Consider the following 16,733-nt stretch of genomic DNA (forward strand, 5'->3'; position numbering starts at 1 on the left):
GGAAGAACGCGCCGTGGCGCAGCTTCGGCACTGCCACATCGATTGTGCCGACACGGGTGTCGAGGTCGCGGTGGCGGTACCCGTTGCGTTGGTTGACCCGCTCGGTGGAAGCAACACCGTACTCAGCGCCGCACACGGTGTCGGCCTGGGCGGAGAGGATTTGGTTGATAAACCCTTGCAGCATCTGCCGCATCAGATCCGGCGACGCTTGGGCCAGCAGATCATCCAGATAGGTTGTCGGGTCGATAGAATGCGGATCAGCGGTCATCGTCATGTTCCTTTCGGTGAGATGTGGAAGTTGAGTCGAAAGGTTACTGACGGTGGCCGCCCACTATTTTCAAGGGCCCACCATCAGCAAGCGTTACACCACACTATGGGACGCAACCATCCGCCCTGGACATTCACAGTTACATCGTGCAAGTAAACAACAGGATGTACGGCGATTCCCGAATCTGTGTACCGGCACGCGAGTCTTTCAAGCGGGACATGGTGCAGATTCGGGGAGGAACTAACGAGCACTTTGTGGTCGGAGAACTGGACATCAAGAAGCTCCGAGACTTTCAGAAGAGAGCCTACGTTGAGGAAGGCGAGTTTAAACCCTTGCCGGACGGCTTTGAAATGGGAGCCCACCGAAGGAAGTAAGAGGTTCCTAGTTCCGTGAGTCGACGCTCTTGTAACACAGTCAGTGTGTAAATAGCGACGCTGGGTCTAAACTCTGTAGCGGTGGCCTGTCGAGCGACTGGGGTGGTGGCGATGTCTGCCGGGAAACCGTGGTCGTCGATAGGCAGTTGCGACCTGATGCGACCGTGCCGGCTGTGGGAGCGCACACCGTGGACACGCGGGAGTTGCACGAGGATGTCCAGCGAGGCGCGCAGGTGATTGTGGAGGATGTTGGGGCCGCGCGAGCGCTCTAAGCGCTGCAAGTATGGTTACCTGCACGCTCTTGGGTAGATCGACCTGGTTGTTATCTGTGCCAAGAATTGCGATGTCAGCGCCCTCAGGCATCCGCGGGGCTTCGAATGCAGCCGTATCATCAGCACTCAGAACAATGGCGCTTGAAAAGCGGTCGGATCATGGTCATTCAAGTTCCTAAGCCGTGCCACCATCTGTGTGGAGGGTTAAGCAGCCGATAACGCCAAAACGCCCCGCATGCGGAGAGCGGGGCGTTTTGTTGCTCCTCCAACTGGGCTCGAACCAGTGACCCTTCGATTAACAGTCGAATGCTCTGCCAACTGAGCTATGGAGGAATATTTTGTTGTGTTGCTCATTGCTGTGCAACGAGAGATAACAATAGCGTGGATTGTTGTAGACACAAAATCGCCTGGTTAATGCGGGTGATTGTGCGTTAATGTGGCGTCTATGATTATTCCTGTTGGTGGGGTTCGTCCACACGCGCTTGCTGGTGGCCTTATTGGGTTGGGTGTTGTGTTCATGCTCACTGCGCCGCGCTTTGAGGATTGGCGAGCGCTGACGTTCTTGGCCCTGGCGCTGATTATTCCGTCGGTGGTGTGGCTTGTGGCGGATCGCTGGTTTCGTCGGCCTCGTGGGGTGGCGTGGTGGTTGCTCATCGCTGCGGCGGTTGCGCTTGGGGTGTGGGGAATTGCGCTATTTCCCGCGACATAGGCGGTGATGGTGAGTAGGGTGGGCGACATGAAGAAACCGATGCTTGCTCTCGGCGTCGCTGCCGCCGTATCCACCTCTGCTGTTGTTGCTCCGTATGCGTTAGCGGAAAGTAGTGCCTCGCAAGGCGATAACGCTGTTACTCGGGAGGAAGGTACGGCGGGGGATGAGGGGTCGTCGTTAAGCAATGGTGCCATCGTGGGCATCTCGCTGGGTGTCCTGGCGGCCGTCGGTATTGGTGGGGCAGTTGCGGTGCAGCAGGGGTGGCTGGAACTGCCGGAGCCGCTGAATGCTCAGGTGCTTGGTGGGCTTGCGGCGATCGCGTCGGCGCTGTCGGTGCCTGCGCTTGCGCCGAAACAGAAGGCGAAGCCGGCGGGGAACTCGTGCTCGCCAAGCGCGTTTGACGCGGTAGTGCCGGAGTGGCCGGCAGGGTTCGGTACGACCGTGAACTTCTGCGACGGCAAGTGGGCTATTGCGGGAGCGAAGGGTACGGACTGGATCCTGTTCTTCAAGAACACGGACGGCAAGTGGGCGCGGATTCCGGCTGATGGCACGAAGCGGACGGGCATGACGCAGGCGTGCTACAACGGCATCAAACTGCGCCAGCAGGGTGCGCCGGAGGCGTTCATGCGCGAGGTGCCGGTGTGTACGCCGGCGGAGATTGGGGCGTAGGTCTCGTTTTCGAAAACATGCTCGGGTCATGTCCGGGGCATCTGTAGAGTGAATTTGCGTGAGCGACTCTCAGTACGATTCGGTGCTCGACAATGAGCGAGCATGCCGGTTCAACCTTCCGGGATGTACCACGCTGCAGACGCCATTGCATAAGGCGGAGGACGAAAAGCTATATGAGCGCGATCCTGCGGCATGGGAACTCACGCATGCACTGATCCAGGACGCTCATGAGTACGGGCTGGACGAGGAAGACAACGCCGAACTCTACGACTCATGTCCAGAATGCTCCTACAGGGCGCCGATGGGTAAACGTGCTTTCCGGAAGGCAGGCCGTGGAAACCCGGTGCCCTGGACCGGGGAACTCCGAGTGGAGGAGTCAGGGGCAGGAGACGACTGTGGCGGCTGGTGGCGCATCTACTTTCACGACCTTCTGCGCGGTGAGAATCTCGCGGACGAGGTGCTGCTAAGTGCAGTTCGTCTCAAACGACGTGACAGACGATCCGCCGCTGTTGGTCGATTTATGATGAACCAACAGGACAGGGACGTGCTTGATGCCATTGACTCGGCACGCCGATGGGAACGACAGCAGCGAAGCTACCAGCTCAGAAGCAGAACGGCTTAAACTGTTGCAGGGAAGAAAAGGGAGGAAGCGATGGATGCACACGTAGCTCTTGGGCTATCAAACGCTCGCCAGCAGACGAAGCTTGTCCGTCAGCTCAAAGAGATCCGCCAAGCATCTGGGCTGACCGTTGAGGACGTTGCGCGAGAGGCGAACCTGGAGCCATCCTTCGTGGCCAAGTTTGAAAGAGGTGGGATGAACTTCTCGGCCTCCACTCTTCGGACCATCGCTCGGGTTCTCGGTGCAGAACTTAGGCTTGACGCAAAACGCCCAGGAAGCCGCTTTGTCAGTCAAGCTTCGAGTGCTCGAAACGACAACCCGAATGTCCAAGGGTGGTCGCATTCGGGGGCTCGGCCGTCCATTAAAAAAACCTTTACATACAGTGTAAATAGTGCGCATTAGAAGGGATATTCCGTGAGTGCACAGCAGCCTTCTGATGAGTCCGTTTTCGTGAGGTACAGGTTTGGCATGCTGCATGCCGAGCGAAAAGACCTTGATGTCACGCATGTTGATCAACCTGACCACGTTAACGTGGATCTCGATTTTGATGTTAAGGCTTTCTTTAACCTGGAGTCTGCCGAAGCAGATATCACGGTCGAGCGCGACGTGTGGGATTCCAATATTGCCGTTCGCGTAAAAGGCATATTTGAGTTTTCTAAACCGTTCAGCTCTGTCGATGAGGCGAAAGAGTTCGTGAAATCTACGGCTCTTGTCCGCACAATTCACGTTTGTCTCGCGGAACTGGATCGTCTTGCCAGGGAATTGGACGTTAGTGCCCTCGCCGTGCCGCTTGAGATTGAACAGCCTTTACGGAACGTTAACCCTGTATACGTCGATCCGGATGAAAACTAGGGTTAAGTAGCAAAAGGGGACGCGGACTTTTTGCTACTTAACCCCTGATTCGCATGCCGGCGGAGATTGGGAAGTAGGACTTCAGTAGGTACGAAAGTGCCCCACCTCGGGTTGAGGTGGGGCACTCGGGTTTGGTGGGGTGTGGCTTAGCGGTAGAGCACGCCGTTCACGATGGAGAGGCCACGGTTTGTGCGGCCAGGGACTTGGATCTCTAGGGTTTCGACGTTCGCGACGGGGACGTTGAAATCAACAGTGGCGCCCTTTTGAACGATCTTTTGCTGCGCGAGATCACCATTCACATAAACATTGACGGTTGCTTCTTTGGTTTCGTTCAGGATGTTTTCATCCCACACCGCGGTGAAGGTTGCGCGTCGGAATTCCTTGTTTAGAGTGCGCACGAGGTATGGGCCATAGTACCTGCCGGTGTTGCTTGCTCGAGCGGAGTCGGTAAATACTTTGTCTCCCACCTTGACCTCAACTCCCTGGCTAAAATCTTCGTATTTCACGCCCTTGCGGCCGTCCGGAATCAGCAGCTTTTCCTGGGCGAGTTTCGGGGACGGGTTCAGGTTCGAGCCCGTATTGTTCGACGGTGCATTGCCAACAACGGAGTTGCCGCCGTTGCCGGGGTTGATACTGCTGCCGTTTTGGGCCAGGCCAGCGACGGTACCGACCAGTGCAGTCAGCGCAACGATAGCGGCCACGATTTGGGGGATGAGATTCTCAACGTTGTTGAGAAGCTTGTTGATGTCTCTGAAGTCGTTCACGGAAATCCTTCGAGGGTGGGAAACTGGACGTTTTCATTAAAACCTCTTTGGATCACCTGTGCAATCGGTTTCATCTAGATGTCAGGTTTTATAGGGAGTTGCGTCGCTATCGGGCTCCATCGCCAATTCTGTGCTGTCGAAAGAACCGTTGAACCGAAGGCGGGCATAAGTGAAGCGAGAGCTGCACCGGCCTCGGTGGTCGGGGGATGACGGGTGCCGGCCGGCTGGTCGTCGATAGGCTGCTTTTGCTTCTGAGCCCTAGCTAAGCCCGTTTGAAGCCGTCCCAAAACGCTTGCCACATTGTCGTTGGGCGTGAGCGCATCTCCTCGTCGAGGGCGTCGCGCACCGCTTGGCGGGGGTCGGGGGTTCGCTCGTGGGCGGGGTCATTTTGCGCCGGGTGAGGTGCGCGTTTGCGGTTGTTACGAGCATCCCAGTTTCTGTATGCCACTGCGTATCACCTCTTGCTCATGGACTTAAAGGAAACGGTAGCGGGTGCATGGTTCGTTGTGCAGTTCATCGCACCACGCGAAGTGTTGGGCGGGACGGGGCGCTGGTTGCCGAGGCAGCGCTCGAGACCGTGTGGGGGTGGGCGCTGAGCATGAGGGCGTGCAGGTCCTGTGGCGGGAGCTGTGTCTCGCTGGCGATGCTCGCGATGCTGACACCACCTTCGGGGGAAAGCACGTAATCGAAGACGTGGGAGCGTTCGTATTGCAGTGTGCTGCCGGGGTCGTCGGTGCGGAAACCGCGCGCGGAGAGGGTGGTCAGGTGAAAGTGATATTCCCGCTCGCTGAGCTTGCCGTGGTGGTGCGCGGCGCGAAGCATGGCCATGGCTGACACTTTCAAGGCGGTTCTGAGCCGGAGGATGTCATCGAGGCTCGGGTGCAGCCGGAGGTGCGCGTGAACTATGCCGGGCGGGATGAGGAAGTCGGCAGCGAACTGATTGGCCTCATCCTCTTCGCGTGCTCCGCTGCGTGACTCGTCGCTGCTGTGGAGTAGCAGGTGGCCCAACTCGTGCGCGAGATCGAAGCGGGCGCCTTCGGGCGTTCGGCGCCGGGCGAGGAAGATAAACGGCTGCTCGCCGTCCCACATGGAAAACGCATCCACCGCAGAGGCTGCCGGCGGAAGGCCCATGACCGCGATGCCGAGCGACTCGGCGAGCTGAACCGAGTTTGGCACTGGTCTATCGCCCAGCTGCCAGATCGTACGCGCGTGGCGGGCTGCCTCCGCAGGTGTAAATCCGGACAGATCCGGGAGATTGGGTTCTGGAAAGTTGAAGTTGCTGCGAAGCCACGCCAAGAGCGTGCGGGCGTTTGCCCCGGATGCGATTGCAACGCTTTTCTGCCGCTGCGTTGCGCGGCTGCCCGCTCGAAAGAGTGTAGCGTCCATCGATGGGACCTCCAGTTCCTCGGAGAGGAAGTAGCTGTCGGTAAAACCGAGTGCTGATTCAAGGCGCTTGAGGAGTGGCTCTGTACGGGAAGGCGGTGGCCCCTCGTTCTCCCAGCGAGAAAGGGTTGCTGGGGCAATGTTGAGATCTGCAGCCAGCTCCGCTTTTGTGAGGCCTCGGCGCAGTCGCGCGACCGTAATTCGGGACGGCGAGATGCGGGCGGAGTTAGTTTCCGCTCGCTCGCGAGATTGTGAAATCAATGTCATCATCCTCGGTCCCGAAAAGATCTGGCTGTGTCATAGCGAAATCCGGATGAATCGGCTTGAACCCTGTATTACCGGTAGGTCGCTCGTCGTAAAGCAAAAGCGCTGGGTATAACACCCAGCGCTTAATGTCGTGCGGTACTGACTATACCTCGTAGCCCATCGGGGAGCCAGGGCCGAGCGGGATGCCGGCGAAGTACCAGATCATGAAGAAGGTGAACCAGCCTGCCAGCATGCACAGCGAGTATGGCAGGGCGAGCGACATCAGGGTGCCCACGCCGGCCTTCTTGTAGTACTTCTGCAGGAACGTCAGGGCGAGTGCGAAGTAGGGCGACATTGGGGTGATGATGTTCGACGGGGAGTCACCGATACGGAACAGCATCTGGGTGACCTCGGGGGAGACGTTGACGTACATCATCATCGGCACCACCACCGGCGCCATCAGCGCCCACTGGGCAGAGCCGGAGGTGATGAACAGGTTGATCAGCGCCACCATGACCACAAACGCGAGGAACAGCACCGCGTTCGGCAGATCCCACGCTTGCAGCAGCTCCGCGCCCTTGATCGCGGTCCAGGGGCCCAGGTTGGACCACTGGAAGTACGCCAGGAACTGGGCGACGGCGAAGAACAGCACCAGGATCGGCAGCATGGACTCTAAGCCCTTGGCCATGAACTTCGGCAGATCCGCGGCCTCCTTGACGGTGCCCACGATCAGGCCGTAGACCAGGCCGGTGACAAAGAAGATCAGGGTGATCGGCACGGCAATCGCGCGGATCAAGGGCGACTCCATGAAGCCTTCCTCCGGACGCGCGAACGGGGAGGCCGGCACCAGCAGCAGGACGAAGTAGACGACGAGGGCGACCACCAGGGTCACGCCGGCCCAGGCGAGGCCCTTGCGCTCCAGTGGGGTCAGGGAGAGGTCATCGTCGTCGGTCAGGTGGGAATCGTCCGGCTGGGCGGAGTCGTTGATTTGGAGTTCGTCTTCGTCGATGTGGTCGTCGTCGATAAGCGCTTGCGCCTTCTTCTCCACATAAAACTCGGTCACCGCAGTGATCACCAGTGCCAGCACAATGGCGGACGGGATGACGAAGAAGATGTTGGCAAGCGGGGAGACCTCATAGTTGGCGTCGACAAGTTGCGCCGCCGAGGTGGAAATGCCAGCGAGCAGCAAGTCCGTAATGTTCAAGATCAGCGAGGAGTTAAAGCCTGCCGACGACGCCGCGAACGCCACCATCGCCCCCACCACCGGCGAGCGTCCAACCGCATGAAACGCCATCGCGCCCAGCGGAATGATGATCACGTAAATCGCATCGGAGGCGATCGAACCAGTCACGCCAGCAAGCGCGACCATGAACGTCAGCATCTTGCCGCTGACCTTGTCCACCATCGCGCGCACCATCGCCGCCAGCAGACCCGTCTGCTCGGCCACGGCGACACCAAGCATCACCGCCAGGATCACACCGAGTGGCGGGAACGCGATGAAGTTCTCCACCGCATCCGTGACCATGCGCGAGATGTTCTCGCCGGTCAGCAGGCTTTCTACATGGATCTCTTCGCCGGAAGCGGGGTCGATGGCGGACAAGCCCGCCTTGCTGGCAATCCATGAGGAGACGACAACAACGCCACTCAAAATGACAAACAGCCAGAACGGGTCCGGCAGCTTGTTGCCTATTCGCTCGATCCAGCCGAGGAAGCCGGTCATGCCGTCGTGCTGGTTCTGTTTGTCTTGTTTTTGTTCGCGCTGCTTGTCGGCGCGGGTTTCGTCGATACGCGTGGAACCGGTCATCGTTATCTCTTCCGTGCGGTGGCCAGATACATCCTTCAGCCGCGTACGCCCAAAGGTTCCAACGAGTGTACAAACCATCCGAATATGGGGTGCAATTAAGATCACCAGATGTGAGTACCGCCCAAGAATTACACCTCTCGCCGCGCCAGCCCCGCCGCGGTGGCGTCGTTGTGACCTCCGTCATTACCTCAGTCATCGCCGTGTTGGCCGTGGCGGGGCTGCTGCTTGTCATGCTGCGCCCAGCCGTAATCGGAATGGGGGAGACGCGGGTGGATTCCACCACCATCGGGGCGTCATTCGAAGACATCGCCGAACTCTCCGTGGAGGAATACGTCTTCTCCGACGTGGGCAAGTTCGACCAAAAAGGCCTCGAGGTGCTCGGCATGCACGTGCCGTTTACGGGCCGCAACTTCCTTGTTACTTACGACGGCCGCGTCACCGCCGGCATCCGCGACGCAACCGCCATCGACGTTACGGTCGGCTCTGGCGCTATTGATGTAGTGCTGCCGCCCGTGGAAGTACTCAGCGCCCACATCAACGCCGACAGCGTGCAGGTCTACGACCAGTCCATGAACCCCATCAACCAAATTCGTGTCGACGACGTCACCACCTTCATCGCCGGCCAAGAGGAAGCCGCGCGCGACAAGGCCGTGTCGCAGGGCTTGTTGGACCGCGCGCGGGAGCGCACCGAACACCTCGTACGTAGCCACATCGCCGCACTTGTGCAGGGCACCGAGCAGGAGGATTTTGACGTCCGCATTTCCTGGGCGCAGTAGCCACTCGTGGTCTAAGGTTTCTGGCTATGCGTAAGTCTTTGGTGGTTTGCTCGCTGGTTGCTGTTGTTTCTGCTGCGTCGGTGCCGGTTGCCGTTGCAGCGCCGGCCGCGCCGGGTAAGTGCTTCATTGAGTACAACGCCGACCAGGTCCCGGCGCTGGCCGCGGGCGTACTTGGCGACGACCTCATCTTCTACAACGGCTCTCGCACCGACGCGCTTGCCCTGTGGGAGAAGAAGCAGACCGAGCTGCGTGCCAACATCGGCGAGAACGGCTGGGGCACACTCACCCAAATCGACGACGCCAAACTTTGGGAACCCGGCGTCACCGACACCTCAAGCGCGCTGGTCCTCGATGACCTGAAGCACTCCTCGAAGGGGTTGACCGTCACCGCCGACAGCCCGTTTAGTCATTCCGAGGCCGCTTATCTTGCCAACGCCGCCTCGTACACCGCGCAGCGCTACGCGGATTGCGGCAAGGATGTGAATAGGGTCGTGCCGGTGGCGCCGTCGTCGATAAGCCTGGGCCTCGCCCCGAACCACATCGCACTGATTGTCGTGGCGCTGCTCGGCGTACTCGGCGCCGTGGGTGCTGGCGCGGAGGGCATGATCCCGGGCGTCACGCTGCCTGCGCTGCCGTTTTAGGTTGGATAGCCGAAAGGGTTGACAGACGAACCCAAAACGGTATACTCGCTCACATAGTTCCCCGCTATCTACGGATTGGCGGGGTTTTTAAATTCCGGGGGGGATCAGATGATTAACGCGTCACCGTCGCTCATGCCAAAGCGGAGGGGGAGCAGCACTTTAAATGCTGTCGTACTTATCGACTATCAGAATGTGCACATCACAGGCTGGGAAGTCTTTTCACGCGATGACGGCGTCGGGCTTCATGAAGCGTTGCTCGACCCAGCAGCCTTTGCCAAGAGACTTATTGCAGCTCGAAACGCGGCCAACTCCACTACGCCCCCTGCGACACTTGATTCGGTGAAAGTCTTTCGAGGTTTACCAAGTTCGATTCATGATCCCGATGCCTATCGGCGAAACCAGGATCAGAAACGGAATTGGGAATCGGATGGAGTCGAGGTGACCCTACGTCCGCTCAAATATCGGTACCAGCGCGATGGCCGAGGTAAGCCGATCATGGATGTCAATGGAAAGAAGACGTTGGCGGGACCACCTGAAGAGAAAGGTGTCGATCTGATGGTGGGACTCGCTACATTGCTAGCTGCGCAGCATCCGGACATTGATCTAGTAGTTTTGGCGTCGCACGATAGTGACATGGGTCCGGTCGTAGATACCGTGCACGATTTGCACGTAATCGACCCAAAGGTAGTCGCGCGGATTGAAACAGCCAGTTGGTTCGTTCCCCGCAACGACTCTGATCCTGGATTTCAGTCGAAGATCCAGCCGGGCTTGAATGCGCAGAAGAAACGTCGGCATGTGTGGAACACGCGGATGGGGGAACTCGACCACATTGCGAGCCTGGATACCCGGCTGTATCGATGACCCGCCACGTAGGGTGGGGCCATGCAGCTCGAGAAGTTTTTCCAGGATTGGCCGGTTGACAATGTGGCGGGCGCGCTCGTCGGTAGGCAAGAGGCGTCGTTCGGCGACACCGCGCGCGTCTTCGAACTGGCCAGCGTGACCAAACTCCTCTCCGCGTACGCCGTGCTCCTCGCGGTTGAAGAAGGAGCATTTTCGCTTGACGACGACGCCCGCCCCGAAAACGCCACCATCCGCCACCTCCTCTCGCACGCAGCCGGCGTCGGCTTCGACTCCCGCGAACCGCAAAGGCACCGGGGGAGCGCCGCATCTATTCGTCCGCCGGTTACGAAATCCTCGCCGACATTGTCGAGGAAACCACCGGCATCACGTTTGCCGACTACGCCCGCGAAGGCGTCTTCGAACCACTTGGCATGACCGCGACCGAGATCTACGGCTCGGCGGGCCACGGCGGGCGCTCCACCGTCGCGGACCTTTCGCGCTTCGCCACCGAACTACTCGAGCCCCGGTTGCTTGACCCTTCGACGGTGCGCGAGGCGTTTACGAATCAGTTCGGCGACCTGCGCGGCGTCGTCCCCGGCTACGGCATGCAAAAGCCCTGCCCGTGGGGCCTCGGTTTTGAGATCAAGGGAGAGAAGTCCCCGCACTGGACCGGCGACGGCATGCCTGCCGACACCGTCGGCCACTTCGGCATGGCCGGCACCTACCTGTGGGTCGCCGGCGACCAGGCCTGCGTCGTGCTTACGGACCGCGACTTCGGCGACTGGGCCAAACCTCTCTGGCAAGAAACCAACACGGCGCTGTGGGAGGCGCTGGCGTAGGGCGCCTGCGCGCGTGCGGCGCGGGTGCGGCGCGGCGGATTTGTTCATGTGCAGGGCTCGATATGCGTAACTGCAGGTGAGGGCGTTTTCGGAAAAGTCCAGCGAATTTTGCCCAAAACGCTGTGACCAGGGATTACGCATATCGAGCCCTGCATATGAACGGAAAGAGGGGTAGGTGGGGTGTGCCGGGGCGCGGGTACGAGGGGCGGGCGTGTGGCGGGACGGGTACAGGCGCGGCGGGCAAGGGGCGCGGGGCCGGGTGGGTGGTCGTCGTTAAGCGATGCGTGGCGCGTGGGAGCAAGAGGGCCGTGTGCGGAAGCGGAGCTTAGGGGCAAACCCGAACTCGATTCGAGAATATTATTTACTGATTTGCACAATTTTCACCCGAATGTGGCTAGTCTCGCTTCACAAGTCATTGAGTCGAGTGAACGGAGTCACGCATGGAGAATCAGTCAACGCTTCGCATCGCGACCGATGTGGGCGGAACCTTTACTGACTTGGTGGCGTTTTCGATAGACGCTGAGTCCGGGGAACAACGTACCTTCACCGCGAAGTCGGATACCACTCCACCTCGTTTCGAGCAGGGCGTGCTCAACGTCATCGAGAAATCCGGTGTAGATCTGAAGACAGCGACGACGCTTGCACACGGCAGTACGGTGGTCATCAACGCGCTTACCGAGCGTAAGGGCGCGAAAACTGCGCTTATCACCACGGAAGGCTTCCGTGACGTCCTCGAGATCGCAAGGGGCAACAGACCGGATTTCTTCAACCTCCACTACTCGAAGCCAGAAGTTTTCGTACCTCGAAAGCACCGTTTCGAAGTGCCTGGCCGATTGACTCCGGCGGGGGAAGAGCGCGTGCCGCTTGATCTTTCGGTACTTCCAGAGATCGTGGAAAAGCTGGAGCGAGACGGTATTGAAGCGGTCGCAATCTGTTTCCTTCACTCCTACGCAGACCCCCGGCACGAGATTGCTGCTGCGGAGGAACTCAAGCGCCTCTGGCCGACGGGAACCGTCGTGGCATCGCACCAGATCACGCGTGAGTGGCGTGAGTACGAGCGTTCGTCGACAGCCGTTTTGTCGGCATTCGTGCAGCCGACAGCCGAGAAGTACTTGACTCGCCTTGAAGAGGGGCTTGAGTCTGCAGGTTTCGACGGCAACCTTTACGTCATGCAGTCCAACGGCGGTGTGGACAAGATCAGCCATACCAAGGAAATCCCGATCACCATGGTGGAATCCGGCCCAGCAAGTGGTTTCCTCGGCGCGGCGGCGCTCGGATCCCTTGTCGGAGAACCGAATATCCTCGCGTTGGACATTGGCGGGACCACCGCGAAGTGCTCGCTGATCAAAGACGGCCTTGTGACTGTAAAGACCGATTATTGGATTGAACGCTCCAGAACCTCCGCAGGGTATCCGATTATGGTCCCGGTTATCGATCTCGTCGAGATCGGTAATGGTGGCGGGTCGATCGGGTGGGTAGACGAGTTTAAGAAGCTCCATGTCGGCCCGCAGTCCGCAGGATCGACACCCGGTCCTGCAGCGTACGGCCGTGGTGGAGAAAACGCTACAACGACTGATGCGAACCTCGCGCTCGGAAGAATCAATCCGAACTACTTCGTCGGTGGCGAACTCACCGCTGACATGGAAGCAGTGGACAAGAGTCTGACGTCGTTGGCAGAGCAACTCGATCTTACGAATGAGGAAGTAGCACGTGGAATCGTGCGAATCGCCAACAACAACATGATCAATGCGCTCAAGCTTGTTTCACTTAATCGCGGCCATGATCCACGTGACTTCACACTTGTGGCGTTCGGTGGCGGTGGTGCGATGCACGCTTGCGATCTGGCTCGAGAACTCGGTATGGGGAAGGTAATCGTTCCAACTGCTGCAGAGGTATTCAGTGCTTGGGGCATGTTGATGGGAGATCTTCGTCGTGACCTCTTTATGACGAACCTGTTCTCGCTGAACGCAGACCAGGCCTCGAAGGTTGATGCTCTCGTGTCTGCCGCAGAATCCGAAATGCGTGAAGAGTTTGAGCAGGACGGTGTCGATCGTGCTTCAGTTTCGTTCCTCAGGTTTGCGGAGATGCGGTACGCAAACCAGGAGCACTCAGTTGAGGTTGAAATCAGCAGCGGATCGATTGATGCAGAAGCAATTGAGCGGCTCATTCAAGACTTCCACGCGGAGTACGAGAAGGAATACACGTATCGACTTGATGCACCGGTCGAGTTCGTCGGGTTGCACCTCATCGCAATGGCGGATGTCGGCAAGCTTGCCCCGCGAGAGCTGTCTACCACCGGTGCAGCAATTGTCGACGCGTCCAAGGGCAAACGCGACGTCGACTTCCTTGAACACGGCACATGCACGACCGACATTTACAACGCTGACCTACTAGAGCCCGGCATGCAGTTTGCAGGACCAGCAATCGTCGAATTCCGTGGAACCACTGCTGTAGTTCCGCCACGTTGCTTGGTCGAAGTGGATAACTACGGAAATCTTCACGTCGAAATCGAGCAGGAGGAGAACACCAATGCCTAAGACCGACCCGTTCACCCTGGAAATCATTCAGAGCAGCCTGCAAGCTATCGCTGACGAAATGTTCGTCGCGATGCAGAAAACCGCTATGAGCCCGATCATCTATGAAGTGCTCGACATGGGCACCGGAATCACTGATCGATCTGGTCAACTGGCATCGTCAGGCGCCGGGATCCCCGCATTCATTGGAGTGCTGGATAAGGCGATCCAGCGAATCTTGGAAATCAACGGTGAAGATGACCTGCAAGAGGGCGACATCTTTGTGACGAACGACCCCTTCTATGGCGGAGTCACGCACCTAAACGACGTCGTCCTTGCAATGCCTGTGTTCGCGGAAGGTCGTCTCATCGCATGGACCGCCAACATTGCGCACTGGCCAGACCTGTCGGGAATGACTCCTGGCGGCGTCTCTGCAGTCGCCACCGAGATTTTCCAAGAAGGAATCCGTCTCCCGGCCGTCAAGCTCTTCTCCGCTGGAGAGCCAATTACGCCACTGCTGAAAGTGATCGAGGTTAATTCGCGTCTCCCAGAGACCCTGCTGGGAGATCTGTGGTCGGCAGTCGCAGCGGTGCGAATTGGCGCAAACCGTATTGAAACTCTTGCGTTGAAGTACGGGGTGGACACGTTCGAGGTCGCGCTCGATGAGTTCATGGAGCACGGCGAGCGAATTGCGCGAAAGGGACTGTCCGAACTTCCTAAGGGCAGGTTTGAGCTTGAGGAAGAACAGGACAGCGGTGAGGTTTACCGCGTTGCAATCGAGATTACCGACGATCGTTTCGTCGTTGACCTGCGGGATAACCCAGATCAGGATTCTGGTCCGAACAATTGCAACGTCGATGGTTGCATGGTTGCCACCCAGATGATCTTCAAATCGCTCACTGACCCTTACGGGCCAGCAAATGCAGGCAGCTTCCGCCCTATCGAACTGCTGACAACTCCGGGAACCGTTTTCGATGCGCAGGAACCTGCTGCATTCTCCATCTATTACGAGGTGGAGGTTCGGCTTTTCGACCTCATCTGGCGTTGCCTCGCCCCAGCCGTAGAAGGGCAGCTGCCCGCGGGACACTTCGCCAGCATCTGTGGCACGTTCATCGGTGGCGTGCACCCAGACACTGGCAAACACTTCACAATCGTTGAGCCCCAAATTGGTGGATGGGGTGGCAGTGCGAAAGCCGATGGTAACTCCGCGATCTTCTCCGGATTCCACGGTGAGACGTACAACTGCCCTGCAGAAATCGCGGAGCTGCGTTACGGGCTGTACGTGAATCAGCTCCGCCTTAACGATGCGCCTGGTGGCGAAGGCCAATTCAGAGGAGGAAAGGGCATCGTTCTGGACTACGAAGTGCGTGGAGATAACTGCTTCGTGACTGCTGCCTACACCCGGTCGATCAACAAGCCTTGGGCTCTGAACGGCGGGCACGAAGGGTCAAGCAACCTAATTGAGATCATTCGGGCAAATGGTGAACGGATCCGTGGCGCTGTCGTTTCAAACGAAGTAGTCAACCAGGGGGATGTCATCCGAATTCGCACAGGCAATGGCGCCGGTTACGGCGACCCACGGAAACGTGAGCATTCCGCCGTCGAAGAAGACATTGCAAACGGTTTCATCTCGGCGGAGGATGCAGCGGAAATCTACGGGTACACCGCTGCCGAAGCACAAGGCTAGGTGCGAATAATGACTACGAAAGATGAAGGAACTGCCTTCTCAAACGACAATCCATTGAGCCCGGTTCCGTTAGAACAACGGCAGAAGTGGATCACCCCGGCCATCATTTTCGGTGGTTTGGAATTTACGATTCCAGTCTTAATGGTTGGCGCAACTCTGGCTGCTTCTTTCAGCCTGGGATCAGTTATTTGGATCGTTCTGCTGGCTCTGCTTCTCTTCCAATGGCCAGGCAATGCGATTAGTGGGTACATAGGTGCGAAAACCGGTCTGCCATCGACAGTGATCGCAAAGAACAGTTTTGGAGTGGCCCAAGCAAAACTGATCGCCGCAGGCACCATCTTCATCTCGTCTCTGGGTTGGTGGGCGTTGCAAACGGCTGTGGCGGGCAACGCATTTGCGGCGATGCTCGGAATCGACCCTGATACTCAATGGGGAATGTGGGCACTCATCACAGCAGTTGCTGGGCTGACCTTCGCAATCCCATCGATTATCGGCTATTCGAGTATGAAGTGGACCGATTACATTGCGGTGCCAGCCGGTCTGCTACTCATCGTGGCTGGCATCTACTTCGCCGTACAAAACTCCAGCTGGGAGGAGATTAAGGCCTGGAATCCAGAACCGATAATGACTGTCGTTGCCGCGTTAAGCCTCGTTATTGGCGTGAATGCTTCTCAGTGGGTAATCAGCGCTGATTACACCCGCTACGCCAAGCCTTTGTGGAAAGACAATGTTCTTATTCCGTGGGGCATCATCGGAGTAGGAATTCCGCTTTTCGTCGTTGGTGCGTTCATGGCTGTAGGCATCGGGGAAGCAGACATCGTTGCTGTGATGGTTGAACTCGGTTTCCCCTTCTGGGGCTTTCTGATTCTCTGGCTAGCCACCTGGACAAGCCAGCTCGTGAACAACTATTCAATGGGCCTCGCTCTTTCGAACCTGATGAATGTTGACTCCAGCCGAGGCAGGCAGTGGCTGACTCTCGTAGGAACACTTATCGGTATTGCTCTCGCTCTAGCAGGGTTCCTGGACTACTTCACTGACTTCCTTTACCTCACATCGTTGGTTTACCCCGCGATCGCCGCAATCGTGACCATTGACTTCTTCTTCATCCGCAAGCAGCAGTGGGAGGAAATCCCGGGTTGGAACTGGGTTGCTACGGTGGCGACACTAATCGGCATCGGAGTTGGCTATTACACCCAATACGCAAATCCGATAGGGATCCCTGCACTGCAGTCCCTGTTCGCAGCGGGAATCGTCTACTACATCGGCATGGTCCTTCAGTCGAAGACGAAACCGGGAAAGTTTTCGGTGCTGCCCGCTAACTAGGTTTTCCTGCCACCAGATTCGAGTTCGGGTTTGCTCCTAAGCTGCAATTTCGTTAAGTCGCACCTGAGTCTGAAGGGTGGAGCGGAGCACCGGTTCGTGTCTGGCGTTGGGCTGAATTTGTTCATGTGCAGGGCTCGATATGCGTAACTGCAGG

15 protein-coding genes, 1 tRNA gene and 2 pseudogenes are annotated in these 16,733 nt (G+C 58.1%); 12 read left to right on the forward strand and 6 right to left on the reverse strand.

Features of this window, described 5'->3' with window-relative positions; translation table 11 throughout:
• Both HMPREF2656_RS02665 and HMPREF2656_RS02675 read right to left on the reverse strand, forming a co-directional pair.
• Positions 1–268 (reverse strand): annotated as a pseudogene (locus tag HMPREF2656_RS02665) (transposase); the annotation flags it as partial.
• Positions 269–1,174: 906 nt separating this feature from the next.
• Positions 1,175–1,247 (reverse strand) — tRNA-Asn (locus tag HMPREF2656_RS02675).
• A 112-nt stretch (positions 1,248–1,359) separates the two neighbouring features.
• Here HMPREF2656_RS02675 and HMPREF2656_RS02680 point away from each other — a divergent pair.
• From HMPREF2656_RS02680 to HMPREF2656_RS02695, 5 genes are read left to right on the forward strand one after another with little or no spacing between them, the layout of a single operon-like run.
• Positions 1,360–1,623: a hypothetical protein gene (locus HMPREF2656_RS02680; protein WP_070815788.1), complete on the forward strand. Its 264-nt coding sequence runs from the start codon at positions 1,360–1,362 to the stop codon at positions 1,621–1,623.
• A gap of 27 nt (positions 1,624–1,650) precedes the next feature.
• Complete coding sequence (locus HMPREF2656_RS02685) at positions 1,651–2,292, forward strand: hypothetical protein (protein ID WP_141760985.1); 642 nt, start codon at positions 1,651–1,653, stop codon at positions 2,290–2,292.
• Between the two features lie 58 nt (positions 2,293–2,350).
• Positions 2,351–2,914, forward strand: coding sequence for a hypothetical protein (locus tag HMPREF2656_RS02690; protein ID WP_070815790.1), 564 nt, complete (start codon positions 2,351–2,353; stop codon positions 2,912–2,914).
• Positions 2,915–2,944: 30 nt separating this feature from the next.
• Positions 2,945–3,313: a helix-turn-helix domain-containing protein gene (locus tag HMPREF2656_RS13590; RefSeq protein ID WP_083319412.1), complete on the forward strand. Its 369-nt coding sequence runs from the start codon at positions 2,945–2,947 to the stop codon at positions 3,311–3,313.
• A gap of 12 nt (positions 3,314–3,325) precedes the next feature.
• Entirely contained in the window at positions 3,326–3,763 is a 438-nt protein-coding gene (locus HMPREF2656_RS02695) for a hypothetical protein (RefSeq protein WP_070815791.1), read from the forward strand.
• 146 nt (positions 3,764–3,909) lie between these two features.
• On the opposite strand, the gene HMPREF2656_RS02700 is transcribed toward HMPREF2656_RS02695, so the two are convergent.
• From HMPREF2656_RS02700 to HMPREF2656_RS02710, 4 genes are all read right to left on the reverse strand, one after another.
• Complete coding sequence (locus tag HMPREF2656_RS02700; protein WP_070815792.1) at positions 3,910–4,527, reverse strand: hypothetical protein; 618 nt, start codon at positions 4,525–4,527, stop codon at positions 3,910–3,912.
• A 262-nt stretch (positions 4,528–4,789) separates the two neighbouring features.
• Positions 4,790–4,975, reverse strand: coding sequence for a hypothetical protein (locus tag HMPREF2656_RS12725; protein WP_141760986.1), 186 nt, complete (start codon positions 4,973–4,975; stop codon positions 4,790–4,792).
• A gap of 65 nt (positions 4,976–5,040) precedes the next feature.
• A complete protein-coding gene (locus HMPREF2656_RS02705; protein WP_168167520.1) occupies positions 5,041–6,171 on the reverse strand; it encodes an XRE family transcriptional regulator in 1,131 nt (376 codons plus the stop codon).
• 148 nt (positions 6,172–6,319) lie between these two features.
• Complete coding sequence (locus tag HMPREF2656_RS02710) at positions 6,320–7,876, reverse strand: AbgT family transporter (RefSeq protein ID WP_070815804.1); 1,557 nt, start codon at positions 7,874–7,876, stop codon at positions 6,320–6,322.
• A 194-nt stretch (positions 7,877–8,070) separates the two neighbouring features.
• Here HMPREF2656_RS02710 and HMPREF2656_RS02715 point away from each other — a divergent pair, with 194 nt between their 5' ends.
• From HMPREF2656_RS02715 to HMPREF2656_RS02745, 7 genes and pseudogenes are all read left to right on the forward strand, one after another.
• Positions 8,071–8,736 (forward strand): DUF4230 domain-containing protein, encoded by a 666-nt coding sequence (locus HMPREF2656_RS02715; protein ID WP_083319415.1) that lies wholly within the window; start codon positions 8,071–8,073, stop codon positions 8,734–8,736.
• A 26-nt stretch (positions 8,737–8,762) separates the two neighbouring features.
• On the forward strand, positions 8,763–9,377 hold the full coding sequence (locus HMPREF2656_RS02720) for a hypothetical protein (RefSeq protein ID WP_070815793.1): 615 nt from the start codon (positions 8,763–8,765) through the stop codon (positions 9,375–9,377).
• A 108-nt stretch (positions 9,378–9,485) separates the two neighbouring features.
• Positions 9,486–10,238 carry an NYN domain-containing protein gene (locus HMPREF2656_RS12730; protein ID WP_141760987.1) on the forward strand — a complete coding sequence of 251 codons (753 nt, stop codon included), beginning with the start codon at positions 9,486–9,488 and terminating at the stop codon, positions 10,236–10,238.
• Positions 10,239–10,259: 21 nt separating this feature from the next.
• Positions 10,260–11,056: pseudogene (locus HMPREF2656_RS02730) on the forward strand (serine hydrolase domain-containing protein).
• A 440-nt stretch (positions 11,057–11,496) separates the two neighbouring features.
• Entirely contained in the window at positions 11,497–13,593 is a 2,097-nt protein-coding gene (locus tag HMPREF2656_RS02735; protein ID WP_070484598.1) for a hydantoinase/oxoprolinase family protein, read from the forward strand.
• Positions 13,586–15,256 (forward strand): hydantoinase B/oxoprolinase family protein, encoded by a 1,671-nt coding sequence (locus tag HMPREF2656_RS02740; RefSeq protein WP_070484595.1) that lies wholly within the window; start codon positions 13,586–13,588, stop codon positions 15,254–15,256. Before HMPREF2656_RS02735 ends, HMPREF2656_RS02740 begins: the two co-directional genes overlap by 8 nt.
• Positions 15,257–15,265: 9 nt before the next feature.
• The gene (locus HMPREF2656_RS02745) at positions 15,266–16,579 is read left to right on the forward strand and encodes a purine-cytosine permease family protein (RefSeq protein ID WP_070815795.1); all 1,314 of its coding nucleotides are present in this window, start codon (positions 15,266–15,268) and stop codon (positions 16,577–16,579) included.
• The last annotated feature ends 154 nt before the right edge of the window (positions 16,580–16,733 follow it).

Source organism: Corynebacterium sp. HMSC034B08, assembly GCF_001835805.1.
In the GTDB taxonomy this organism is placed as follows: Bacteria; Actinomycetota; Actinomycetes; order Mycobacteriales; family Mycobacteriaceae; genus Corynebacterium; species Corynebacterium coyleae.

Coding starts and splice junctions, on each gene's coding strand:
- HMPREF2656_RS02680 (WP_070815788.1), top strand. CDS start 1,360: ATGATTATTCCTGTTGGTGGGGTTCGTCCACACGCGCTTGCTGGTGGC.
- HMPREF2656_RS02745 (WP_070815795.1), top strand. CDS start 15,266: ATGACTACGAAAGATGAAGGAACTGCCTTCTCAAACGACAATCCATTG.
- HMPREF2656_RS02685 (WP_141760985.1), top strand. CDS start 1,651: ATGAAGAAACCGATGCTTGCTCTCGGCGTCGCTGCCGCCGTATCCACC.
- HMPREF2656_RS02720 (WP_070815793.1), top strand. CDS start 8,763: ATGCGTAAGTCTTTGGTGGTTTGCTCGCTGGTTGCTGTTGTTTCTGCT.
- HMPREF2656_RS02735 (WP_070484598.1), top strand. CDS start 11,497: ATGGAGAATCAGTCAACGCTTCGCATCGCGACCGATGTGGGCGGAACC.
- HMPREF2656_RS02710 (WP_070815804.1), bottom strand. CDS start 7,876: ATGACCGGCTTCCTCGGCTGGATCGAGCGAATAGGCAACAAGCTGCCG.
- HMPREF2656_RS13590 (WP_083319412.1), top strand. CDS start 2,945: ATGGATGCACACGTAGCTCTTGGGCTATCAAACGCTCGCCAGCAGACG.
- HMPREF2656_RS12730 (WP_141760987.1), top strand. CDS start 9,486: ATGATTAACGCGTCACCGTCGCTCATGCCAAAGCGGAGGGGGAGCAGC.
- HMPREF2656_RS02740 (WP_070484595.1), top strand. CDS start 13,586: ATGCCTAAGACCGACCCGTTCACCCTGGAAATCATTCAGAGCAGCCTG.